Origin of the sequence: Delftia tsuruhatensis NBRC 16741 (assembly GCF_001571325.1) — a bacterium.
In the GTDB taxonomy this organism is placed as follows: Bacteria; Pseudomonadota; Gammaproteobacteria; order Burkholderiales; family Burkholderiaceae_C; genus Comamonas; species Comamonas tsuruhatensis.
In genome coordinates this window covers 35,152-55,768 of sequence record NZ_BCTO01000032.1, presented here as the reverse complement: position 1 = coordinate 55,768, position 20,617 = coordinate 35,152, and the positions used below count along the sequence as shown (strand labels likewise).

Below are 20,617 nucleotides of genomic sequence, written 5' to 3'. Positions count from 1 at the left end.
ATGCTGAACCGTCTGAGCAACCCGCTGGCGCTGGCCGGCCGCATCCTGATCGCGCTGATGTTCGTGCCTGCGGGCTTTCAGAAAATCGGAGGCTTCGCCGGCACGGTGGGCTATGCGGCCTCGGTGGGCATGCCCATGCCGCAGATCGGCGTGGCCGTGGCCCTGGTGGTGGAGATCGTCGGCGGGCTGGCCCTGCTGCTGGGCTGGTGCACGCGCTGGGCGGCCCTGGCGCTGGCCTTCTTCACGCTGGTGGCCAGCTTCTTCTTCCATGCCTACTGGAGCGTGCCGGCCGACGCGGCCATGATGCAGCAGCTGCTGTTCTGGAAGAACATCGCCGTCACGGGCGGCCTGCTGGGCTTTGCCGCCCATGGCGCCGGTGGCTGGAGTGTGGATGCACGGCGCCATTGAGTGGCCCGCGCACTGCCGCCGGCTCCTTTATTTTTGTTAGGCTACCGGCCTGAGTGGGCCCCGCAGCAGCGCTGTGGGGCCTTTTGGCGTGGATGATCGATGAATGTGGCGCCTGCCGGCCTGGAGCCGTGGCCGGCGCCCGAGGATTTCTTGTATGGCAGATATCGTGGTGGTCTACCACTCGGGTTACGGGCACACCCAGCGCATGGCCCAGGCCGTGGCCGATGGCGCGGGTGCGCGCATGCTGGCCATAGACAGCGACGGCCAGCTGCCTGCCGGCGGCTGGGAGCTGCTGGCGGCGGCAGATGCCATCATCTTCGGCTCGCCCACCTACATGGGCGGGCCCAGCTGGCAGTTCAAGCGCTTTGCCGATGCCTCGTCCAAGCCGTGGTTCGTGCAGGCCTGGAAGGACAAGCTGTTCGCCGGCTTCACCAACAGTGCCAGCGTCAACGGCAACAAGCAGACCACGCTGGACTACCTGTTCCAGCTGGCCATGCAGCACGGCGGGCTGTGGGTGGGCAGCGGCATGCTGCCGTCCAACGCGCGCGCCGCGCAGCGCAACGACCTCAACTGGATAGGCGCCTTCAGCGGCGCCATGGCGCAATCGGCCTCGGATGCCTCGGCCGCCGAGATGCTGCCGGGCGACCTGGAGACCGCGCGCCTGTTCGGCGAGCGCGTGGCGCAGCAGGCGCTGCGGTTGATGCGCCAGGCCGGCGCGGCTTGATCGGCCGGCTCCACTGAACCTCACGCACCCAGCCGGTCCAGCAGGCTGTACCAAGCTACCCCTGCCGCTATGTACAACCGTTGCAACCCATGCAGCGGTATCGGCTGAACCGGCGTTACAGGAAAGGGGCATGCCGGCGCATTTCCGCCGGCCATCAGCACGGCCGCCTCCCGCCCCAGCAGGGTAGCCATGGCAATGCCGCGGCCGTTGTAGCCCAGGGCCATGGTGATGCCGGGGGCAGGCTGGTGCAGGTGGGGCATGAAGTCGCGTGTGACGGCGATGCGCCCTGCCCAGCGGTACTCATATTGGAGGGGGCCCAGTCCGGGGAACATCAGCGCCACGGCGCGTTCCAGGTGGGCATAGTCGCCTGCACCCTGCGGGTCCGCAAAATGTCCGCGCCCGCCCATGAGCAGACGGCCTTGTGCGTCCTTGCGAAAGTACAGCAGCAGGCGCTGCGAGGTCGAGCCTGTCTCGCCCCCGGGCAGGATGTGCGCGCCCGCCTTGCCCAGGGGCTGCGTGGCCACGATGAAGCTGTTGGCTGCCAGTACCGTGCGCGCCAGGCCAGGCCACAGGCCATCGGTATAGCCATTGGTGGCCAGCAGCACCTGCCTGGCCAGTATGCGTTGACCCTGGGCCGTGGTGGCGGCCCAATGGTCCGTGCCCTGTCGCTCCAGTGCCAGCACGGGCGATCCGCTGTGGACCTGCGCGCCCAGGGTCTGTGCGGCGCGCACCAGTCCGCGCACGTAGGCCAGGGGCTGTATGGCGCCGGCGCGGCCGTCCAGCCAGCCGCCGGCAAACGCGGGCGTGCCGGTGCGTGCTGCCGTGGCAGTGCGGTCCAGCAGTTCCACGCGCACGCCGCGCCGCTCCCACTGCCGGGCGCGCGCATGCATGCCGTCCACCGCCTGCTGGGTGTATCCGACCTGCAGCCAGCCGGCGCGCACGGGCGCACAGTCGATGCCGTGGCGTTCGATCAACCCGTACACAAGGTCGGCCGAGCGGGAGACGGCGTCGATCAGCCGCTCGCCAAGAGCGGCACCGTGGATGCGCTGCAGTTCGTCGGGGTCGTACTTGAGGGTGGGGTTCACCTGGCCGCCGTTGCGGCCCGACGCGCCCCAGCCGGGAGCATGGGCGTCAAGCACGCACACGCTGGCGCCGCTTTCGGCCAGGTGCAGTGCTGCCGACAGGCCGGTATATCCCGCGCCGATCACCAGCACGTCGGTGGTGGTCAGCGCTGCTGCCAGCGGTGGCGTGGGCGGTGCGGCGGGTGCAGTGGCCGCCCACAGCGATGGCGCTGACGGGTGCGACAGCACGGGGCGTACCGACGAAGACGATGCGATGGAGGCGGTAGCTGCCATCGTCATGCCGCACCTTCTGATGGCGCACAGTGCTGGTGCAGCACGCGCCGCAGGAAGTCCTGCGTGCGTGCATGGCGCGGTGCGCCCAGCACCTGGGCCGAAGGGCCTGCCTCCACGATGGTGCCGCCGTGCAGAAAGCACACGCGGTCGGCCACCTCGCGAGCAAAGGCCATCTCGTGCGTGACCACGATCATCGTCATGCCTTCTTCGGCCAGCTGGCGCATCACGCCCAGCACGTCGCCTACCAGCTCGGGGTCCAGGGCCGAAGTGGGTTCGTCGAACAGCATGGCCTCTGGCTTCATGGCCAGGGCGCGGGCAATGGCCACCCGCTGCTGCTGCCCGCCCGAAAGCTGTGCGGGCCAAGCCTGTGCCTTGTCTGCCAGACCTACCTTGCGCAGCAGCTCCAATGCCTCGGCATGGGCCTGGCCGGGCGCCTGGCCCTTCACATGGATGGGGCCTTCCATCACGTTCTGCACCACGGTGCGGTGCGGGAAGAGGTTGAAGCGCTGGAAGACCATGCCCATGCGGCTGCGCAGCGCGTGGATGAACGGCGCGCGTGTGTCCACGCGCTCACCGAAGGCGCGCACCTCGCCGCCCTGGTACGACTCCAGGCCGTTGATGCAGCGCAGCACCGTGGACTTGCCTGATCCCGAAGGGCCGATCAGACACACCACTTCTCCACGTGCCACGCGCAGGTTGACGCCCCGCAGCACGCGATGCTCGCCGTAGGCCTTTTCCAGGTGATCGATCTCGATCATGGCGACTTCCTTCCCGCTCCAAAGCGCTTCTCCAGACGCCTGAGCCCCCATACCAGCGGCAGGCTCATGGCCAGGTAGAGCAGGGCGACCAGGGTGTAGACCGTCATGTTCTGGAAGGTGGACGCTGCGATCAGCTGGCCCTGGCGCGTCATCTCGGCCACGGTGATGGTGGAGACCAGGGACGAGTCCTTGAGCATCATCACCAGGGTGTTGCCGTAGGGCGGCAGCGCTATGCGGAATGCCTGCGGCAGCACCACGCGGCGCATGAGCAGGGCCGGTCGCATGCCCATGGCCAATGCGGCTTCCCGCTGGCCTGGGTCCACCGCCTCGATGCCGGCGCGGAAGTTTTCTGCCTGATAGGCCGAATAGGCAATGCCCAGGCCGATCACCCCGGCCTGGAAGGCGGTGAGCTGGATGCCGACCTCGGGCAGCACGAAGTAGATGTAGAACAGCTGCACGATGATGGGCAGGCCCCGTATCACATTGACCACGGTCGACGCGGCCCACGAGACGGCGCGCACGGGTGAGAGCTTGCCCAGCGCCAGCACCAGTCCGATCGCGCTGGACAACAGGAACGACAGCGCGGTGACCTGCACCGTGACCACCGCTCCTTGCAGCAGGATGGGCAGGAACTCTCGCGCGTGCTGCACAAATGCTTGCATGGCGTACTTTCCTAGAAGGTGTCATTGCCGTGCATTGCGCGGCAAAGGGGGGTGATGCGCGAGGCGATCCGACGGGCGTCCGATGTCCTCAGATGCCCCACTTCTTGACGATCTGGGCCAGGGTGCCGTCTGCCTTGATGGTGGCGATGGCCTTGTTCAGGCGGGCCAGGGTTTCGGTGTCACCCTTGCGCACCACCAGGCACACATCCCCCACGTTGGAGGGCTTGTAGCTTTCGGCCAGCTTCACGCCCTGGAAGCTGTGCTGGCGTATCTGGTAGGCAATGATGGGCTGGTCGCCCAGCCCTGCCTTGATGCGGCCAAGCGCCAGGTCGCGCGTCATGTCGGCTACCGAGTCGTAGCTGCGCACTTCCCTGAAGATGCCCTTTTTCTGCAGCAGGTCGTAGAACACCGTGCCCACCTGGGCACCGACGACCTCGCCCTTGAGGTCGTCCAATGACACATAGGCCTTGGCATCGTCGGCCTTGACGATCAGGCCCTCGCCGTAGGAGTAGACCGCATCGCTGAAATCGACCACCTGCTGGCGTGCGGCGGTCTTGAGCATGGCCGCCGAGATGATGTCGATCTTGCTGGATGTGAGCGAGGGGATCAGCGCCGCAAAGCTGGTCTGCTGCACATGGGCCTGGAAACCTCCGGCCTTGGCCACGGCCTGCATGGTGTCGACCATCATGCCCTGGATGCTGTTGCTCTTGACGTCCAGAAAGGTGAACGGAATGCCTGTGGGCGTGGCGCCCACGTTGTAGCTGGCCGGGGCGCTGCCGCCTTGCGCCGCAGCCTGCGCGACGGCGCCGGCGGCACACAGGCCCAAGGCGAGGTGGAGGACGCGGCGGACAAAACCTGGCATTGCCTGACTCCTTGGCGTGAACAACGGAAGGAAAGAGCAGGGACAGGTCACCTTGGGGGCTGCCCCTCGCCTGCAGCGAAGAATTCTCGGAACCGTGCCAATGATCAATGTGGATGAATCTTCAAGAAATAAGAGAAAACCACTAAGCAATTCAAAAAAATCGATATGCGATTCTTTTGATGTGGATGCCTATACTTGCCGCCATGCAAGCACCGTCTCAACCCGCTTCGTCACCGATGGATGACGACACCAACCCCCTGTTCAACCAGTCGCTGGAGAAGGGCCTGGCCGTGCTCTGCGCCTTCAGCGCGCAGCACCGGAGCATGACGCTGGCCGATGTGGCCGCCGCTGCGGGCATCAACAAAAGCTCGGCGCAACGCATGGTGTTCACGCTGGAGCAGTTGGGCTATGTCCGCAAGCATCCGCAAACCCGGCGCTACCAGCTCGCGCCGCGCGTCATGCGCGTGGGCTACAACTACCTGGCGGCCAACCCGGTGATCGACCTGGCCAATCCGTATCTTTCGGAACTGACCAAGATCACGACCGAGACCACCTGCCTGACCGAGCCCGACGGGCTGGAGATGGTCTACGTGGCACGCTTCATCAGCGCCCAGTTTGTGCCGGTGCACATGCCCATTGGAAGCCGCATCCCCATGTACTGCACTGCCTCGGGGCGTGCCTGGCTGAGCGCACTGCCCGATGAAGAAGCCCTGGCCCTGCTGCGCCAGAGCGAGCGAACCGCGCACACACGTTTCACCATCACGGACGAGGCCGCCATCCTCGATGAGCTGGCCCAGGCGCGTCAGCGCGGCTATGCCGTCAACCGGGAGGAACTCTTTCTGGGCGACATGACGCTGGGCGCGCCCGTCATCGGCAGCCATGGCCGTCCCGTGGCCGCCGTGCACATCGTCGCGCCGACCAGCCGATGGACGGTGGAGGAGGCGCAGGCCCGCCTGGGCCCAGGGCTGCTGGCCTGCGCCCGCTCGCTCAGCAACTCGGTGCGTGCCCTGGGTTGAACGGCAGCCGATGCTGCAGCCGGTACGGCCGCATTGGTGGTGCACGCCGCAAGCGTGGCGTGCATGCCCCTGGCTTCAGGTCAGGGCTGGGGGATCGGCCTATGCAGACGGAGTCTCCTGGGCCTGCGGATGCTCCAGCTGGGGTGCGGCCGACAGGTCCGCACCCACGGCGCGGCGCTCGTCGAAGACGAAGCAGCCGCCGTCATAGAAGGCGCCGTCGGTCTCCTCGAAGTACTTGAGGATGCCGCCCTCGAGCTGATAGACATGGTCCAGGCCTTCGTCCTGCATGAGGATGGCGGCCTTCTCGCAGCGTATGCCGCCCGTGCAGTAGCTGACCACGGTCTTGCCGGCCAGTTCGGCCTTGTGGGCACGCAGCGCGGGCGGGAATTCGGTGAACTTGGTGATGCGCCAGTCGATGGTGCCCTTGAAGGCGCCGGCATCGACCTCGAAGTCGTTGCGCGTATCCAGCGTCACCACCTCGCGGCCCTCGTCATCGTGGCCCTGCTGCAGCCAGCGGCGCAGCGTGGCGGGGCTGACAGAAGGCGCGCGACCCTCTGCCGGGCGGATGGTGGGGTGGTCCATGCGGATGATCTCGCGCTTGACCTTGACCAGCATCTTGCGGAAAGGAACGGTGTCGGACCAGCTTTCCTTGGGGGTCAGGTCGGCAAAGCGCTCATCGCTGCGCAACTGATCGACGAAGCTGTGCACCGCCTGGGCGGGGCCTGCCAGGAAGAAGTTGATGCCTTCCTCGGCCAGCAGGATGGTGCCCTTGAGCGCCAGGGCCTGGGCGCGTTCGGCCAGGGTGTCGCGCAGCGCCGCTGCGTCGGGCAGCGGCGTGAACTTGTAGCAGGAAATATTGAGGATATCGGGCACAGGCAGGCAGGCGGGGGCGGCAAGGGCCGCAGGTTGGATCGGGTCGCCGGCGAGGGGCGGCCCGATCAGCCGCCCGACACCAGCAGGGCCTTGATTTTATTGGCCAGCTGGGCCACGGCCAGCGAAGCCGGTGCACCGGGCATGGATTGCAGCAGCAACTGGCGTCGCATCACGGCCTCGCGCACGGCCGGGTCGGAGGGAATGTCGCCCAGGTGCGTGAGCCGCAATGGCTCGCCGGAGGCCGTGCTGACAAAGCGGTTGAGCACCTGCTGGAGCTGACCCGTGATGGCGCGGCCATCGCCGGGACGCGCGGCCTGGTTGATGGCCAGGCGGATCTGCTGGCGCTTTTGCTGAATGGCAAGCACCTTGATGGCTGCATAGGCATCGGTCAGCGAGGTGGGCTCGGGCGTGGCGATGACCAGCACTTCGGTGGCCATGGACACCGAGAACAGCACCACGTCGGAGATGCCCGCGCCCGTGTCCAGCAGCACGATGTCGTAGCGAGGAGCCAGCGTCTCGATGGTGTGCGTGAACTGCTGGCGGATCTCGGGCGTGAGCCGCGAGTACTCGATCATCCCCGAGCCGGCCAGCAGCACCGAGTAGCCGCCGGGGGCGGGCAGGATGGCTTCCTCCAGCGTGGAACGGCCGGTGAACACATCGTGCAGCGTGACCTTGGGGTAGAGGTTGAGCACCACGTCCAGGTTGGCCAGGCCCAGGTCGGCATCGAGCACCAGGACCTTGAGGCCATGGCGTGTCAGCGCTGCGGCCAGGTTGGCCGAAACGAAGGTCTTGCCCACGCCGCCCTTGCCGCTGGTCACGGCGATGATGTGTCCGCGCGGCTTGGCGCGCACGGCATCGCTCATCGAAACGGCAGCGGGCAGGGAGGGGTGGGGAATGGCGTTGTCGCTTACCACCGGGCTATCAGCGGAGTCCATCTTCGGGGTCCACATCGGTTGCAATATCTGGATTCAGCCCATTGTCAAACGGGGAGGGGGCATACAAAGGTCCGAAAAGCAGGCTTTTTTCCTCCGCGCTTACCGTACTGTCTGGTTGTTCTTCAATGTGCACGCGGTTGCGGCCGGCAGACTTGGCCAGGTACAACTGTTTGTCGGCACGCTCGGTCCACAAGGTCGTGGTGCTGCGTATCCACTGCAGCGCATAGGCGCCGCCGATGCTGATGGTGATCTGCAGTGTCAACGTGGGTGAGATGACCACCGGCATGCGCTCGATGGCGCTGCGTATGCGCTCGGCCACGGACAGGCCGAACGTCGCAGGGCAGGCCGGCAGCACGATGGCGAACTCCTCGCCTCCGTAGCGGGCCAGCGTGTCCATGGGGCGCACGCAACTGGTCAGGGTTCGGGCCACCGACTGCAGAACCCGGTCGCCGACGATGTGGCCGTGCTGGTCGTTGATCTGCTTGAAATGGTCGATGTCCAGCATCAGCATCAGCGCCGCTTCGCCCGAGCGCGCCACGCGGTCGATCTCGCGCTCGGCAATGGTGCGGAAATGGCGGCGATTGGCCAGCCCCGTGAGCGGGTCGCGCAGCGACAGCGAACACAGTTCGTCGATCAGCGCCTGCAGGTATCGCGTCGGCGAATCCGTGGGCAAATGGACCGCCCCGCCAGCGTGGGTAACCAGCGCGTGGGCTGTGGCCAGGCGCAGGTCGCGCAGGTATACGGATTGGTGGGAGGCGGGGGCAGTCACAGAGGGCTGAATCAAAAGCCGGTGAAGTGTATCAGTGTGTAGGCTCAATTGTCGCCGCGCCGGCGTCGACTTTTGCACCATCGCTGGTAACAGATGTTGATCCCGGCCGAGATATGAAGGGCGGCAGGGCCAGCGCGGCGAGGAATTCCGCATCGGTGCGGTACAGCCGCAGGTGCGGCCCGCGGTGCAGGGCGCCGGCGCGCAGCAGCACCTGCTCGGCCGGCAACTTCAGGCCCACCACGTGCAGCACGCCGCTGCGCTTGGCCACCAGCAGTTGCAGGCGCACGAAGGTCTCCACGCCCGTCACGTCGATGCGGTTGATGGGCTGGGCCAGCAGGCACAGGTGGTGCGTCTCGGGGCGCAGCGCCCATTCGTCGCCGATGCGTCGCTCCAGGGCCGAGGCCGAGCCGAAGTCCAGCTCGGCATCCATGCGCAGGGCCAGCAGGCCTGGCGCCAGCGGAGGCAGCTGCCAGAGGTTGCGGTCGCGCAGGCTGCCATCAGGATGCTGGCCCACCTCGATGATGCGCGGGTGCAGGCGCTGGTAGAGGAAGTAGCCCAGGCTCAGCACGATGCCCGCGAACACGCCCCAGTACATGCGCGGCGCCGTGACGATGGTCAGCAGCAGCGTGGCCAGGGCAATGCTGCCCTCCACGCGCGACACCTTGAACAGCTGCAGCAGCACACGCGGCTTGACGAGGTTGACCACGGCCGTGATCACGATGGCCGCCAGCGCCGCCTTGGGCACGTGGTACAGCGCCGGGATGAACCACATCACCACGATGACCACCAGCAGGATGGAGAACACGTTGGACCATCCCGTCTTGGCGCCGGCCAGCAGGTTCACGGCCGAGCGCGAGAACGAGGCGCTGGTGGCAAAGCTGCCGAACAGGCCCGCACTGATCTTGGACAGGCCCTGGGCGACCAGGTCCTGGTTCTCGTTCCAGCGCGTGCCGGCCTGCTGGTGCTCCACCTGGGCGCTGGAGGCCGTCTCCAGAAAGCTCACCAGCGAGATCACCAGCACCGGCATCACCAGGGCGCCGAACTCGTCCCAGCTCAGCAGCCCCGGCAGCTGGAAGCTGGGCAGGCCCGCGGGCAGATGGCCGACCACGGCGCCGCCGTCGTCGGCAAAGTCCGTGGCCCAACTGATCACGCCGGTCAGCGCGATGATGAAGATGGCCGAGGGAAAGGCCGCACGCCAGCGCTTGGCGAGCACGAGCAAGGCAATGCTGGCCATGCCGTAGACGATGGACTGCCAGTCGAAAAGCTGCAGCGACGGCGTGTTCCAGACGGCACCCCAGGTCGAGCGCAGGCCCAGCAGCGTGGGCAGCTGCGAGGCCAGGATCAGCAGCGCCGCAGCCTGCGTGAAGCCCGTGAGCACGGGCGAGGTCACCAGGTTGAGCAGCCAGCCGGCGCGCATCAGCCCCAGCGACCACTGCACCAGGCCCGACAGAATCGCCATCCATGCGGCCAGCGCCACCCAGTGCGCGGAGCCGGGCTCGGCCAGGCCCGTGAGCGAGGCGCCGATCAGCAGCGCGCTCAGGGCCGTGGGTCCCACGCCCAGACGGGGCGAGCCGCTGAACAGCACGGCCACCAGGGCCGGAACGATGGATGCGTAAATGCCCGTGATCAGCGGCATGCCCGCAAGGGCGGCATAGGCCACGCCCTGGGGCAGAAGCATCAGACCAACGGTGAGACCTGCCCAGAACTCCCCGCGCAGCACGGCTGCCGAAGGTTTGGGCCATGCCAGGAAGGGAAACCAGCGCGCCAGGGAATGCATGGCCGCTATTGTCATGCTAACTGGATGGTGCCGGGATGTTCGGGCTTGTCCTACAGGCGCTTGCGTCGGCGTCGTATGGGTTTGTCCCAGGGCCCTCAATAAAGTCGAGGCCTGTGTTGACCGACTCACAACTATTCAAGGAGTAACCGCATGACTTTCATCACCCAACGCTGCTGCCAGATCCTCGCCGTGTCTGCCCTGGCCTTCGGCCTTGCCGCCTGCGGCAAGACCGAAGACACTGCGGGCCAGAAGCTCGACTCTGCGGTTCAGCAGTCCCAGCAGGCCGCGCAAAGCGCCGGCCAGAAGATCGACAACGCCATGAGCAGCGCCGGCACCAAGATCGAGGAAGGTGCTGCCAAGGCCGAAGCGGCCACCAACAACGCCATGAGCCAAGCAGGCGCCGCACTCGACGATGCCGGCATCACCGCCCAGATCAAGGCCGACCTGATCAAGGAGCCCGATATCTCCGCCCTCAAGATCGACGTGGACACCAAGGCAGGCGCCGTGACGCTGACCGGCTCGGTCCCCAGCGAAGCACTCAAGATGCGCGCAGGCGACATTGCCAAGTCCGTCAAGGGCGTGAACAACGTCAGCAACATGCTGGAGATCAAGGCCAGCTGATCGCAGCCACCGGCTCCGTTGCCCTTGTGAAAACCAGGCGGATTCCCCGCCTGGTTTTTTTATGCCTGAACGCTGCAGCCCAGCGCATAAGATGCGCTGCATGAGCACACCCGACCTGCAGATCAGCACCCATCTCATCCACCATCCCTACCAGCCGCCCGAGGGCTTTGTTGCGCCGCAGCCGCCCGTGCACAAGGCCTCGACGGTGATCTTCGAGAACGTGGCGGCCATGCGCCGCCGCCAGTGGCTGGACAAGAGCAGCTATACCTACGGCCTGCACGGCACGCCCACCACCTTCTTGCTGGAAGAGCGCCTGAGCGCGCTGGAAGGCGGCCTGCAGTGCCTGCTGGTACCCAGCGGCCTGGCTGCGATTGCGACCACCTCCCTGGCCCTGCTGCGCACCGGCGACGAGATGCTGCTGCCCGACAACGCCTACGGCCCCAACAAGACCCTGAGCGAGGGCGAGCTGGCCCATTTCGGCGTGCGCCACCAGTGCTATGACGCCATGGATGTTGCCGACCTCGAAGCCAAAATCACGCCCAAGACGCGGCTGGTCTGGCTGGAGGCGCCGGGCTCGGTGACCATGGAGTTCCCCGACCTCATCGCCATGGTGAGCCTGTGCCGCGAGCGGGGCATCACCACCGTGCTGGACAACACCTGGGGCGCGGGCCTGGCCTTCAACCCCTTCGATCTGCTGGCCGATGGAACGCACAGCCTGGGCGTGGATGCCACCGTGCATGCGCTGACCAAGTACCCCAGCGGCGGTGGCGACGTGCTCATGGGCAGCATCATCACGCGCGACCAGGCGCTGCACATGCGCATCAAGCTGGCGCACATGCGCCTGGGCCTGGGCGTGGGCGGCAACGACACCGAGGCCGTGCTGCGCTCCCTGCCCAGCATCGCGCTGCGCTACCACGCCCAGGACCGCGCCGCGCGCGAGCTGGCGCGCTGGCTGCAGCAGCAGCCGGCCGTGGCCCAGGTGCTGCACCCGGCGCTGGAAGGCGCTCCGGGCCACGAGAACTGGAAGGCGCTGTGTGGCGCAGCCGCAGGCGGCGAGGGCGTGGCCGCCGGCCTGTTCAGCGTGGTCATCGATCCGCGCCACGGCCAGCAGGCCGTGGACCGTTTCTGCGACAGCCTGCGCCTGTTCAAGATCGGCTACAGCTGGGGCGGTCCCATCAGCCTGGTCGTGCCCTATGAGCTGTCGTCCATGCGCAGCTGCCCCACGCCCCAGCTGCGCAGCGGCACCGTGGTGCGCTTTGCCATCGGCCTGGAGGCGGTGCAGGACCTGCGTGCCGACCTGGAGCAGGCCCTGGCCGCCGCGTTTGCATAGTTGAGCGCCAGGCGCAGGTGACATCTGCCTGTCACCTGCGCCGCCGATGCTCGCTGGCTTCATACCACCCCACGGAGGCCTTCGGGCCCCGGTCCAGCATGAAGCACAAAGAGAGCATCACCAACATCCTGCAGCAGGCGAAAGCCGGCTCCCGCGAATCCGGCCTCGTGGCCAGCCGCCGCCATTTCGTGCGCGGCATGGGCGCCTCGGCCCTGGCGCTGCCACTGGCCGGCTGCGGCGGGTCGGATGGCGACAGCCGCATTCCCGTCGAGTTCCGCCACGGCGTGGCCAGCGGCGACCCGTTGAGTGACCGCGTCATCCTCTGGACCCGCGTGACGCCGCCGCAGGGCCATTCCAGCGACATCGAGGTGGAGTGGGAAGTGGCATCGGACGCCGACTTCAAGACCCTCGTGACTTCGGGCAAGGCCATGGCGCGCGCCACCCAGGATTTCACCTTCAAGGCCGATGCCACGGGCCTCAGGCCCGCCACGCGCTACCACTACCGCTTTCGCTGCCAGGGCATGACCAGCGCCACGGGCCGCACGCGAACCCTGCCCGTGGGCGCCGTGCAGCAGGTCAAGCTGGCCGTGTTTTCCTGCGCCAACTACCCGGCCGGCTACTTCAATGTCTACGCGCATGCGGCACGCCAGGGCGACCTGGACGCCACCGTGCATCTGGGCGACTACATCTACGAATATGCGCGCGGCGGCTATGCCAACGGCAAGGCCGAAGCCATGCAGCGCCAGAGCCTGCCGGCCAACGAAATCGTCAGCCTGGCCGACTACCGCCAGCGCCATGCCCAGTACAAGAGCGATGCCGACCTGCAGGCCCTGCATGCGGCAGCGCCCATGATTGCGGTCTGGGACGACCACGAAGTCTCCAATGACACCTGGATGCACGGCGCCGAGAACCACCAGCCGGCCACCGAAGGCGACTTCGAGCTGCGCAAGGTGGCCGCGCTCAAGGCCTATCACGAGTGGATGCCCACGCGCAACGCGCAGCCCGAGATCATCTACCGCAGCTTCGCCTTCGGCGACCTGCTGGCGCTGCACATGCTGGACACGCGCGTCATCGGCCGCGACAAACAACTGGACTACGCCGACTACTTCACCGCCCAGGGCCTGGACGCGGCACGCTTCACCTCCGACATGGCCAATCCTGCGCGCCAGCTCATGGGCGCCACGCAGACCCAGTGGCTTGGCCAGCAGATGGCGGCCTCGCAGGCCACCTGGCAGGTGCTGGGCCAGCAGGTGCTGATGGGGCGCATGGAGCTGCCGGCGCCCTTGCTGATGGACATCCTCAGCCCCGGCAGCGGTGTCTCGCTGCCGGCCTACGCGGCGCTGCTGGCCAAGGCCCAGGCCAACCCGGCCAGCCTGACGGCGGCGGAAAAGGCCATCCTGGCCCAGCCCAGCATTCCCTACAACCTCGATGCCTGGGACGGCTACGCCGTGGCTCGCGAGACCGTGCTGGCCACGGCGCGCAGCCTGGGCAAGAACCTGGTCGTGCTGGCCGGTGACACCCACAACGCCTGGGCCAGCGAGCTGCGCGACCGCAGCGGGCAGGGCGTGGGCGTGGAGTTCGCCACCTCGTCCGTCAGCTCGCCCGGCTTCGAGGACTACCTGCCCGGCCAGGATCCGGCCCAGTTGCGTGGCGCGCTGCTGCAGTTCATCAACACGCTCAAGTACTGCGATACCTCCCGCCGCGGCTACATGATCGTCACGGCAACCCCCCAGGCCTGCCAGGCCGAATGGATCTATGTGGATACGGTGTTCAGCCGCCAGTACCAGACCGTGCGGGACGCGGCCTGGAAGGTGCTGCCCGGCCAGCCGGGCAAGCTGGTGCAGGCCTGAGGGCGGACCGGGGTGCGGGCCTGCGCGGTCTGGGCGGGGGCCCTCGGTAGTTTCCGCCATGGCAGCGCGGCCATGGCTGCGCTAACTTGGGGCTCGCTGATCCAGGAGGTCCAGGCATGCAGGCATCCCCCGCTCCCGAGAAAGCTTCCGACCACCCGGCTGGCGCGCTGCAGGTGCAACCGCTGCGCATGGCCGATCCCTGGCGCTGGCTGGCGCTGGGCTGGCGCGATCTGCGGCGGGCGCCGGGCGTTGCGCTGTTCTATGGCCTGTGCTTCTGGGCCATGGCCCTGCTCATCGGCTGGGTGTTCCGTGCCAGCCCTGAATACAGCATGGCCATGGCCAGCGGCTGTCTGCTCATCGGCCCCTTCCTGGCCATGGGCCTGTACGACACCAGCCGCAGGCTGGAGCGGGGATTGCCGCCGGAGCTTGGCAGCTCGCTGACCTGCTGGGACACGCAAATGGGCAGCATGGGCATGCTGGTCATGGTGCTGCTGGTGCTGGAAATGCTCTGGGCGCGCGCCTCCATGGTGGTGTTTGCCGTGTTCTTCGATACCGGCATGCCCACCACGGCCGGCATGCTGCAGGCCGTGGCACGGCCGGAGAATTGGGAGTTCCTGGCGATCTACATGCTGGTCGGCGGCGCCTTCGCGGCCCTGGTGTTCGCCAGCATGGTGGTGGCGCTGCCGGCCATGCTGGACCGGGGCAGCGATGCGCTGACGGCCTGCATCACCAGCATGCGCGTGGTCGGCCTCAACCTGGCCGTCATGCTGCAATGGGCCGCGATCATCACCGTGCTGGTGGCTGCTGCGCTGTGGTGGCACGGCGTGGGCCTGCTGCTGGTGGGGCCTTTGCTGGGCTGCGCCAGTTGGCATGCTTACCGCTGCAGCGTGGGTGAATCTGCCGACCCTGCGTCCCCCCTATCCTGAGGTTTTACGGCCGGGCCCCGTCTTGCGGCTACAGTGGGGCTTGCAACAACAGAGGAGTCCACCTGTGGCGACACCCAACTACGCCTATGAAAAACGCCAGCGCGAACTGGCCAAGAAGCAGAAGAAGCTTGAAAAGGAGAAGGCCAAGGCCGAAAGAAAACCCGACGACCATGAGGGCGGCGGTATGGCGGGTGAAGACCAGGCATCCCCCGCAGCGGCTCATTCCGGCGAGGAAGGCCGCAGCAGCTGACAGCCTGGCTGCCCTGTGCTCAGGGCAGCAGTTTGCTGAGCTGTGGCCAGACATTGTCCAGCATGCGCGGCTGGGCCTTGGCCGTGGGGTGGATGCGGTCAGCCTGGAACCACTGGGCCGAGTCGGCCGCATCGCCTATACCGGCCAGCAGGAAGGGCACGAGCGGTACCTTCTGCTCCTGCGCCACCTTGGAGAACAACTGCTCGAACTGGCGCGTATAGCCGCTGCCGTAGTTGGGAGGCACCTGCATGCCCACCAGCAGCACCTTGGCCCCGGCATCACGGGCCGCGCGTACCATGGCGTCCAGATTGCCCTGCGTGCTTTGCAGCGGCAGGCCGCGCAGCGCATCGTTGCCTCCCAATTCGATCACCACCACCGACGGCTTGTGCTGCTTGAGCAGGGCCGGCAGGCGCGAGCGGCCGCCCGAGGTGGTCTCGCCGCTCACGCTGGCGTTGACCAGCGGCACATTTTTCTGGCTCTCCTGCAGGCGCTTTTGCAGCAGCGCCACCCAGCCCGTTCCGCGGGCCAGACCGTACTCGGCACTCAGCGAATCGCCCAGTACCAGCAACGGGCCGGCGTCTGCAGCCCGGGCGGGCATGGCCGTCCAAGTACCCAGCAGACCGAAGGCCAAGCCGGCCGAGATAAAGTGGCGGCGTCGGCGCATTGCGCGCAGCTTGTCTTGCATCGTCTTCCCATCCTCCATGTCACAAAGCACTGCCCAGCCCCTGATCGAAGTCGAGCATGTCTTCAAGTCGGTCAGCGATTCGACCGGAACACTGGATATTCTGAGGGATATCGATCTGCGCTTCGCGGCAAGGGAAACCGTGGCCATTGTCGGTGCCTCGGGCTCGGGCAAGAGCACGCTGCTGTCCATACTCGCAGGCCTGGATACGCCCACGCGCGGCACGGTGCGGCTGCAGGGCCAGGACATGTTTGCGCTGGACGAGGATGCGCGCGCTGCCGTGCGTGCGCAGAAGCTGGGCTTTGTCTTCCAGAGCTTCCAGCTGCTGGGCAATCTGACGGCGCTGGAGAACGTGATGCTGCCGCTGGAGCTGGCCGGCAGCCGCGACGCCCGCCGCCGCGCCACCGAAATGCTGGAGCGCGTGGGGCTGGGCCAGCGCCTGGGCCACTATCCCAAGCTGCTGTCGGGCGGCGAGCAGCAGCGCGTGGCGCTGGCCCGCGCCTTCGTGGTCGAGCCCGCCGTGCTGCTGGCCGACGAGCCCACGGGCAGCCTGGACTTTGCGACCGGCGAAACCATCATGGAGCTGATGTTCGCGCTCAACCGTGAGCGCGGCACCACGTTGGTCATGGTCACGCATGACCGAGCCATCGCCGCGCGCTGCGAGCGGCGCGTGACCATCGAGGCCGGCCGCGTCGCCAGCATCGAAGAGGGGCAGGCGCTGGCGGCCTGATCGGCCGCCGGGTCAAGCGGCTGCAACCAGTGGCAGGACCTCAGGCGGCGACAGCTTCGCGCCGCCCGGCCGCCTCGCAGGCCGCGGCCGTGAAGATCACGTCCGTGGAGGAGTTGAGTGCGGTTTCGGCCGAGTCCTGGATCACGCCGATCACAAAGCCCACGCCCACCACCTGCATGGCCAGATCGTTGGAGATGCCGAACAGGCTGCAGGCCAGCGGAATCAGCAGCAGCGAGCCACCGGCCACGCCCGAGGCGCCGCAGGCGCACACCGCGGACACCACGCACAGCAAGATGGCGGTCAGCAGATCGACCTGGATGCCCAGGGTATGGGCCGCAGCCAGCGAGAGCACGCTGATGGTGACGGCGGCGCCGGCCATGTTGATGGTGGCGCCCAGCGGGATGGAGACGCTGTAGGTGTCCTCATCCAGGCCCAGGCGCTTGGCCAGCGCCAGGTTCACCGGGATGTTGGCGGCCGAGCTGCGCGTGAAGAAGGCCGTGACCGCGCTCTCGCGCAGGCAGGTCAGCACCAGGGGATAGGGATTGCGGCGCGTCTGCGTCCAGACGATGAACGGATTGACCACCAGGGCCACGAAGAGCATGCAGCCCAGCAGCACGGCCAGCAGGTGGGCATAGTCCAGCAGCTTTTCCAGGCCCGACTGGGCAAAGGTGCCCGCCACCAGGCCGAAGATGCCCAGCGGCGCCAGGCGGATCACGCCCTGGATCACGCGGGTGATGGCCTGGCCCAGGTCATGCATCACGGCGCGCGTGGTCTCAGAGGCGTGGCGCAGGGCGAGGCCCATGGCCACTGCCCAGGCAAGGATGCCGATGTAGTTGGCATTCATCAGCGCGCGTACCGGGTTGTCGAAGGCGCTTTGCACCAGGGCCATCAGCACTTCACCAATGCGCCCAGGCGCGCCCTGGGCGGGGGCGGCGTCCTTGAACTGGATGGTGGACGGGAAGGCCATGCTGGCCACCACGGCCACCACGGCCGCGGCAAAGGTGCCCAGCACATACAGCCACAGGATGGGCCGTATCTGCGTGGCGTGGCCGGGCCGGTGGTTGCTGGTGGCCGAGACCACCAGCAGCAGCACCAGGACAGGGGCAACGGCCTTGAGGGCGGAGATGAACAGCGTCCCCAGCAGGGATACGGACTGGGCGGCCTCGGGCCAGAGCCAGGCCAACAGGCCGCCGGCGACCAGACTGATGGCGATCTGGCCCACCAGGCTGGTGCGGGCAAGCCAGGCAAGAAAGGCTTTGAGCATGATGGTTGAGAAAGAAATGGAAAAACAGGGCGATGAAAAATGCAAAGCGGCATGCCCGTGGCTTCGGTGCATGCCGCAATGAGAGGGGCCCGCTGGAAAGCGGCCAACCCGCGCAGTGTAGCGGCTACGTAAAAACCACAGGAGCCGTTGCGTGCAGACGGGCTTCGTCCGGCGGGTGCCGGGGCTGCGCCCAATTGGCGGGATAATCGCGCCCCATGTCGTCCCCCAAAGTTCTCTTCGGCTTCCACGCCGTCGGCGTGCGCATGAAGACCGCGCCCCAATCCATCATCGAGGTCTACTACGAGGCCACGCGCCGTGATGCGCGCATGCGCCAGTTCCTCGACCGCGCCAAGTCGGCCGGCGTCCGGCTGATCGAGGCAGACGGCGAACGCCTGGCCAAGCTCGCCGGCAGCCACGGCCACCAGGGCGTGGCCGCGCGCGTGGAGGCGGTGGCCCAGGTGCATTCGCTGGATGAACTGCTGGAGCAGCTGGAGGCCGATGGCGTCAGCAACCCGCTGCTGCTGGTGCTGGACGGCGTGACCGATCCGCACAACCTCGGCGCCTGCCTGCGCGTGGCCGATGGCGCAGGCGCCCATGCGGTGATTGCGCCCAAGGACCATGCGGTGGGCGTGAACGCCACCGTGGCCAAGGTGGCCAGCGGCGCGGCCGAGACCGTGCCCTATTTCATGGTCACCAATCTGGCGCGCACGCTCAATGAGCTCAAGGAGCGCGACATCTGGATCATCGGCACCAGCGACGATGCGCCCAAGACCCTGTATGAGGTGGACCTCAAGGGCCCCACGGCCCTGGTGCTGGGCGCAGAAGGCGACGGCATGCGCCAGCTCACGCGCAAGACCTGCGACGAGCTGATCGGCATTCCCATGATGGGCGCCGTCTCCAGCCTCAATGTGTCCGTGGCCAGCGGCGTGTGCCTGTACGAGGCGCTGCGCCAGCGCGGCCTGGGCACCACGCCTGCCGTATCCGCCGCCCCGGCCGACCAGATCTAGGCTGGCGCGCCGCCGGCGCCCAGCTCCACCACGCTATCGAAGCCGCCCCAGAACATGCGCTTGGCGTCGAAGGGCATGGTGGCCGGGTCCATGGAGGCAATGCGCGGGTCCTTCATGACGGCGGCATTGATGCGGTCGCGCTCCGCGCGCGAGGCATAGACGATCCATGAAAAGAACACGATCTCGCCTTCCTTGAGCTGCACGGCCTGGGGAAACGAGGTCAGCTTGCCCATGGGCACGTCGTCGCCCGCGCATTCCCAGTACTGCAGCGCGCCGTATTCCATCCAGACCTTGCCTGCGGCCTCGGCCACCTCGCGGTAGGCCTGCAGGTTGGCCCGGGGAACGGGCAGTACGAATCCGTCGATGTAGTGCATGGTGCTCTCCTGGTGAAAACCGGCGTCAGAGCCGGGCTGCGAGTTCCGCCAACTGGTCTGCGCACTGGCCCCAGCCGCTGTGAAAGCCCATGGCCTCGTGCTGGGCGCGGTCGGCGGCATTCCAATGGCGCACCCGGGCGGTATAGCGGGTCTGGCTGCCTTCGGGGTCGAAGGTGACGATGCCCGTCATGAAGGGCTTGTCGGCTGGCACCCAGCCTTGGGTGAAGGCGTCGGTGAAGACCAGGCGCCGGTTGGGAATGACTTCCAGGTAGACACCGCTGCCGGGCATCTCCTGGCCTTCGGGGCTGCGCATGACGATGAGGCTGTGGCCGCCGGGCCGCACATCGTTGTCCACCCGGGCCACGCTCCAGGGGCTGGGTGCAAACCATTGCTGGATCAGCGCCGGCTCGGTCCAGCAGCGGTAGAGCCTGTCGGCGGGGATGTCGAACAGGCGCGTGAGCACCAGGTCGTTGGCGTGTTCGGGAAGGTCTTGTGCTGTCATGGTGCTCCTCATTGCATGGAGTGCAGGCCGATGCGGTTGCCCTCGGTGTCCACCACGACGGCGCAGTGGCCGTGGGGGCCGATGGAGAATTTGGCCTGCTCGATGTGCCCGCCTGCGGCCTCGACGCGGCCCTGTTCTATGGCGCAGTCCTCGCAGCCGAAATAGACCAGCGTGCCGCCGCCGCCGGAAGGTGCGCCGTCCATCCGCACCAGCATTCCGCCCGCGCCGGGGCCTGTCATGTCCATCGGAAAGGACAGCATCTCCTGGCTGTCGGAGCCATCGGGCGCGGGCAGGTGCTCCAGCTTGCCCTGGAAGACGGTTTCATAGAACCGGCGCGCACGCGCCATGTCCTGCACATGGATCTCGAACCAGACGACGGGATTGGCGTTCATGAGGACTCCTTCTTGGGTGACTGAGGCAATGTGTCGGCCGGCCTTGTTCAGGCCTCGCCCTTGACGTTGACCATCCAGGGTGTGTTGAAGCGGTCCGTCACCATGCCAAAGCCCGGCGACCAGAACGTGGCCTGGAAGGGCATGGTCACCTTGCCGCCTTCGGCCAGCGCGTTGAAGATGCGGCCGCCTTCGGTGGCGTCGTCCACGCCGATCGAGATCCACATGCCCTGGGCTTGCTGGTAGCCGCCGCCACCGCAGTTGTCGGTGGCGTCCGAGGCCATCAGCGCCTGGTCCTTGACCTGCAGGTGGGCATGCATGATCAGGCGCTTGTCGGCCTCGGGCATCTGCTCCATGCCCGGCGTCTCGCCAAAGGTGCTCTGGTGCACGATGGTGCCGCCGAACAGCCTGGCGTAGAAGGCGAAGGCCTCGGCGCAGTTGCCGTTGAAGTTCAGATAGGGGATGAATTGCATGGAACGCTCCTGGGAGGGACGGTGGCGAGGGGAGTGGAGGAACGGGAGGACGGGACGACGGGAGGAGGGGGCCAGGAGGC

General features: G+C 67.1%; 24 protein-coding genes. 10 read left to right on the top strand and 14 right to left on the bottom strand.

The genetic code is table 11. From position 1 onward, the window contains the following. Positions 1-408 (top strand): DoxX family protein, encoded by a 408-nt coding sequence (locus DTS01S_RS16335; protein WP_016447170.1) that lies wholly within the window; start codon positions 1-3, stop codon positions 406-408. Between the two features lie 154 nt (positions 409-562). Continuing rightward, positions 563-1,132 carry a flavodoxin family protein gene (locus tag DTS01S_RS16330; protein WP_016451661.1) on the top strand — a complete coding sequence of 190 codons (570 nt, stop codon included), beginning with the start codon at positions 563-565 and terminating at the stop codon, positions 1,130-1,132. Positions 1,133-1,152: 20 nt separating this feature from the next. On the opposite strand, the gene DTS01S_RS16325 is transcribed toward DTS01S_RS16330, so the two are convergent. From DTS01S_RS16325 to DTS01S_RS16310, 4 genes are all read right to left on the bottom strand, one after another. Further along, positions 1,153-2,487, bottom strand: coding sequence for an NAD(P)/FAD-dependent oxidoreductase (locus DTS01S_RS16325; protein WP_370671618.1), 1,335 nt, complete (start codon positions 2,485-2,487; stop codon positions 1,153-1,155). Between the two features lie 2 nt (positions 2,488-2,489). Then, a complete protein-coding gene (locus DTS01S_RS16320) occupies positions 2,490-3,245 on the bottom strand; it encodes an amino acid ABC transporter ATP-binding protein (protein WP_017403905.1) in 756 nt (251 codons plus the stop codon). Beyond that, positions 3,242-3,907 (bottom strand): ectoine/hydroxyectoine ABC transporter permease subunit EhuD, encoded by a 666-nt coding sequence (ehuD, locus tag DTS01S_RS16315; protein WP_016451664.1) that lies wholly within the window; start codon positions 3,905-3,907, stop codon positions 3,242-3,244. The genes DTS01S_RS16320 and ehuD overlap by 4 nt, the downstream gene beginning before the upstream one ends. Positions 3,908-3,995: 88 nt before the next feature. Next, positions 3,996-4,769: an ABC transporter substrate-binding protein gene (locus tag DTS01S_RS16310; protein WP_026062005.1), complete on the bottom strand. Its 774-nt coding sequence runs from the start codon at positions 4,767-4,769 to the stop codon at positions 3,996-3,998. A 236-nt stretch (positions 4,770-5,005) separates the two neighbouring features. Between DTS01S_RS16310 and DTS01S_RS16305 the strand changes: the two genes are divergently transcribed. After that, on the top strand, positions 5,006-5,785 hold the full coding sequence (locus tag DTS01S_RS16305; RefSeq protein WP_016447164.1) for an IclR family transcriptional regulator: 780 nt from the start codon (positions 5,006-5,008) through the stop codon (positions 5,783-5,785). Positions 5,786-5,884: 99 nt separating this feature from the next. Here the strand turns inward: DTS01S_RS16305 and DTS01S_RS16300 are convergent, their stop codons facing one another. The 4 genes from DTS01S_RS16300 to DTS01S_RS16285 all read right to left on the bottom strand — a co-directional run bounded on the left by DTS01S_RS16300 (position 5,885) and on the right by DTS01S_RS16285 (position 10,139). Then, entirely contained in the window at positions 5,885-6,658 is a 774-nt protein-coding gene (locus tag DTS01S_RS16300; RefSeq protein ID WP_016447163.1) for a sulfurtransferase, read from the bottom strand. A gap of 65 nt (positions 6,659-6,723) precedes the next feature. Continuing rightward, the gene (locus tag DTS01S_RS16295; RefSeq protein WP_016447162.1) at positions 6,724-7,593 is read right to left on the bottom strand and encodes a MinD/ParA family protein; all 870 of its coding nucleotides are present in this window, start codon (positions 7,591-7,593) and stop codon (positions 6,724-6,726) included. Then, a complete protein-coding gene (locus DTS01S_RS16290) occupies positions 7,580-8,362 on the bottom strand; it encodes a GGDEF domain-containing protein (RefSeq protein WP_017403908.1) in 783 nt (260 codons plus the stop codon). Before DTS01S_RS16290 ends, DTS01S_RS16295 begins: the two co-directional genes overlap by 14 nt. Positions 8,363-8,393: 31 nt before the next feature. Then, on the bottom strand, positions 8,394-10,139 hold the full coding sequence (locus tag DTS01S_RS16285) for a SulP family inorganic anion transporter (protein ID WP_016447160.1): 1,746 nt from the start codon (positions 10,137-10,139) through the stop codon (positions 8,394-8,396). 150 nt (positions 10,140-10,289) lie between these two features. On the opposite strand from DTS01S_RS16285, the gene DTS01S_RS16280 reads away from it, so the two are divergent. The 5 genes from DTS01S_RS16280 (at position 10,290) to DTS01S_RS16260 (ending at position 15,116) form a co-directional block, all read left to right on the top strand. Beyond that, on the top strand, positions 10,290-10,760 hold the full coding sequence (locus tag DTS01S_RS16280) for a BON domain-containing protein (RefSeq protein WP_016447159.1): 471 nt from the start codon (positions 10,290-10,292) through the stop codon (positions 10,758-10,760). A gap of 100 nt (positions 10,761-10,860) precedes the next feature. Next, complete coding sequence (locus DTS01S_RS16275) at positions 10,861-12,090, top strand: PLP-dependent transferase (RefSeq protein WP_016447158.1); 1,230 nt, start codon at positions 10,861-10,863, stop codon at positions 12,088-12,090. A 98-nt stretch (positions 12,091-12,188) separates the two neighbouring features. After that, positions 12,189-13,940 (top strand): alkaline phosphatase D family protein, encoded by a 1,752-nt coding sequence (locus tag DTS01S_RS16270; RefSeq protein ID WP_016447157.1) that lies wholly within the window; start codon positions 12,189-12,191, stop codon positions 13,938-13,940. A 116-nt stretch (positions 13,941-14,056) separates the two neighbouring features. Next, positions 14,057-14,866, top strand: a complete 810-nt coding sequence (locus tag DTS01S_RS16265) for a DUF2189 domain-containing protein (RefSeq protein WP_016447156.1) — start codon at positions 14,057-14,059, stop codon at positions 14,864-14,866. Between the two features lie 64 nt (positions 14,867-14,930). Beyond that, positions 14,931-15,116 (top strand): hypothetical protein, encoded by a 186-nt coding sequence (locus DTS01S_RS16260; protein WP_016447155.1) that lies wholly within the window; start codon positions 14,931-14,933, stop codon positions 15,114-15,116. A 19-nt stretch (positions 15,117-15,135) separates the two neighbouring features. On the opposite strand, the gene DTS01S_RS16255 is transcribed toward DTS01S_RS16260, so the two are convergent. Then, entirely contained in the window at positions 15,136-15,801 is a 666-nt protein-coding gene (locus DTS01S_RS16255) for an arylesterase (RefSeq protein WP_016447154.1), read from the bottom strand. A gap of 16 nt (positions 15,802-15,817) precedes the next feature. Here DTS01S_RS16255 and DTS01S_RS16250 point away from each other — a divergent pair, with 16 nt between their 5' ends. Beyond that, complete coding sequence (locus tag DTS01S_RS16250; protein ID WP_017403911.1) at positions 15,818-16,528, top strand: ABC transporter ATP-binding protein; 711 nt, start codon at positions 15,818-15,820, stop codon at positions 16,526-16,528. Between the two features lie 40 nt (positions 16,529-16,568). Here DTS01S_RS16250 and sstT read toward each other — a convergent pair whose 3' ends face one another. Beyond that, entirely contained in the window at positions 16,569-17,792 is a 1,224-nt protein-coding gene (gene sstT / locus DTS01S_RS16245; RefSeq protein ID WP_016447152.1) for a serine/threonine transporter SstT, read from the bottom strand. Between the two features lie 215 nt (positions 17,793-18,007). Between sstT and rlmB the strand changes: the two genes are divergently transcribed. Next, positions 18,008-18,799: a 23S rRNA (guanosine(2251)-2'-O)-methyltransferase RlmB gene (rlmB, locus tag DTS01S_RS16240; RefSeq protein WP_016447151.1), complete on the top strand. Its 792-nt coding sequence runs from the start codon at positions 18,008-18,010 to the stop codon at positions 18,797-18,799. Here the strand turns inward: rlmB and DTS01S_RS16235 are convergent. From DTS01S_RS16235 to DTS01S_RS16220, 4 genes are read right to left on the bottom strand one after another with little or no spacing between them, the layout of a single operon-like run. Continuing rightward, positions 18,796-19,173 carry a DUF1428 domain-containing protein gene (locus DTS01S_RS16235; protein WP_017403913.1) on the bottom strand — a complete coding sequence of 126 codons (378 nt, stop codon included), beginning with the start codon at positions 19,171-19,173 and terminating at the stop codon, positions 18,796-18,798. The genes rlmB and DTS01S_RS16235 overlap by 4 nt on opposite strands. Before the next feature lie 25 nt (positions 19,174-19,198). Beyond that, entirely contained in the window at positions 19,199-19,675 is a 477-nt protein-coding gene (locus tag DTS01S_RS16230) for an SRPBCC family protein (protein ID WP_017403914.1), read from the bottom strand. An 8-nt stretch (positions 19,676-19,683) separates the two neighbouring features. Then, on the bottom strand, positions 19,684-20,067 hold the full coding sequence (locus DTS01S_RS16225; protein WP_017403915.1) for a VOC family protein: 384 nt from the start codon (positions 20,065-20,067) through the stop codon (positions 19,684-19,686). Positions 20,068-20,114: 47 nt separating this feature from the next. After that, positions 20,115-20,537 (bottom strand): VOC family protein, encoded by a 423-nt coding sequence (locus DTS01S_RS16220; RefSeq protein WP_017403916.1) that lies wholly within the window; start codon positions 20,535-20,537, stop codon positions 20,115-20,117. Between the last annotated feature and the right edge of the window lie 80 nt (positions 20,538-20,617).

Coding starts and splice junctions, on each gene's coding strand:
- DTS01S_RS16335 (WP_016447170.1), top strand. CDS start 1: ATGCTGAACCGTCTGAGCAACCCGCTGGCGCTGGCCGGCCGCATCCTG.
- DTS01S_RS16330 (WP_016451661.1), top strand. CDS start 563: ATGGCAGATATCGTGGTGGTCTACCACTCGGGTTACGGGCACACCCAG.
- DTS01S_RS16325 (WP_370671618.1), bottom strand. CDS start 2,487: ATGGCAGCTACCGCCTCCATCGCATCGTCTTCGTCGGTACGCCCCGTG.
- DTS01S_RS16320 (WP_017403905.1), bottom strand. CDS start 3,245: ATGATCGAGATCGATCACCTGGAAAAGGCCTACGGCGAGCATCGCGTG.
- ehuD (WP_016451664.1), bottom strand. CDS start 3,907: ATGCAAGCATTTGTGCAGCACGCGCGAGAGTTCCTGCCCATCCTGCTG.
- DTS01S_RS16310 (WP_026062005.1), bottom strand. CDS start 4,769: ATGCCAGGTTTTGTCCGCCGCGTCCTCCACCTCGCCTTGGGCCTGTGT.
- DTS01S_RS16305 (WP_016447164.1), top strand. CDS start 5,006: ATGGATGACGACACCAACCCCCTGTTCAACCAGTCGCTGGAGAAGGGC.
- DTS01S_RS16295 (WP_016447162.1), bottom strand. CDS start 7,593: ATGGACTCCGCTGATAGCCCGGTGGTAAGCGACAACGCCATTCCCCAC.
- DTS01S_RS16285 (WP_016447160.1), bottom strand. CDS start 10,139: ATGCATTCCCTGGCGCGCTGGTTTCCCTTCCTGGCATGGCCCAAACCT.
- DTS01S_RS16280 (WP_016447159.1), top strand. CDS start 10,290: ATGACTTTCATCACCCAACGCTGCTGCCAGATCCTCGCCGTGTCTGCC.
- DTS01S_RS16275 (WP_016447158.1), top strand. CDS start 10,861: ATGAGCACACCCGACCTGCAGATCAGCACCCATCTCATCCACCATCCC.
- DTS01S_RS16270 (WP_016447157.1), top strand. CDS start 12,189: ATGAAGCACAAAGAGAGCATCACCAACATCCTGCAGCAGGCGAAAGCC.
- DTS01S_RS16265 (WP_016447156.1), top strand. CDS start 14,057: ATGCAGGCATCCCCCGCTCCCGAGAAAGCTTCCGACCACCCGGCTGGC.
- DTS01S_RS16255 (WP_016447154.1), bottom strand. CDS start 15,801: ATGCAAGACAAGCTGCGCGCAATGCGCCGACGCCGCCACTTTATCTCG.
- DTS01S_RS16250 (WP_017403911.1), top strand. CDS start 15,818: ATGTCACAAAGCACTGCCCAGCCCCTGATCGAAGTCGAGCATGTCTTC.
- sstT (WP_016447152.1), bottom strand. CDS start 17,792: ATGCTCAAAGCCTTTCTTGCCTGGCTTGCCCGCACCAGCCTGGTGGGC.
- rlmB (WP_016447151.1), top strand. CDS start 18,008: ATGTCGTCCCCCAAAGTTCTCTTCGGCTTCCACGCCGTCGGCGTGCGC.
- DTS01S_RS16235 (WP_017403913.1), bottom strand. CDS start 19,173: ATGCACTACATCGACGGATTCGTACTGCCCGTTCCCCGGGCCAACCTG.
- DTS01S_RS16230 (WP_017403914.1), bottom strand. CDS start 19,675: ATGACAGCACAAGACCTTCCCGAACACGCCAACGACCTGGTGCTCACG.
- DTS01S_RS16225 (WP_017403915.1), bottom strand. CDS start 20,067: ATGAACGCCAATCCCGTCGTCTGGTTCGAGATCCATGTGCAGGACATG.
- DTS01S_RS16220 (WP_017403916.1), bottom strand. CDS start 20,537: ATGCAATTCATCCCCTATCTGAACTTCAACGGCAACTGCGCCGAGGCC.